The sequence below is a fragment of the Psychromonas arctica genome, assembly GCF_038155225.1.
GTDB lineage: Bacteria > Pseudomonadota > Gammaproteobacteria > Enterobacterales > Psychromonadaceae > Psychromonas > Psychromonas arctica_B.
On the sequence record NZ_JBAKBA010000192.1, the window covers coordinates 1 to 235 of the forward strand.

The window sequence follows — 235 nt, forward strand, 5'->3', positions numbered from 1 at the left end:
TTTAATATTGTATCTACTTTAGTGATGGCGGCTAATGAAAAACGTGGAGATATAGCCATCTTAAAAACTATGGGGGCTGATAAATGGTCTTTACGCGCTATCTTTTTTGTTCAAGGTGCCTTTAATGGTTTAGTGGGATGTATTTTCGGCGCTTTACATGGCGTATATTTAGCCATCAACTTAAGCAGAATATTTAGTACTTTTGAAGAGTTGTTAGGACGAAAATTGCTTTCTG

Annotated in this window: 1 protein-coding gene; it reads left to right on the forward strand. The window is 36.2% G+C overall.

All coding sequences use genetic code 11. The annotated features are described in order from the left end of the window. The coding region (locus V6255_RS18270; RefSeq protein WP_341629409.1) for an FtsX-like permease family protein at positions 1-235 on the forward strand (235 nt) is incomplete at both ends.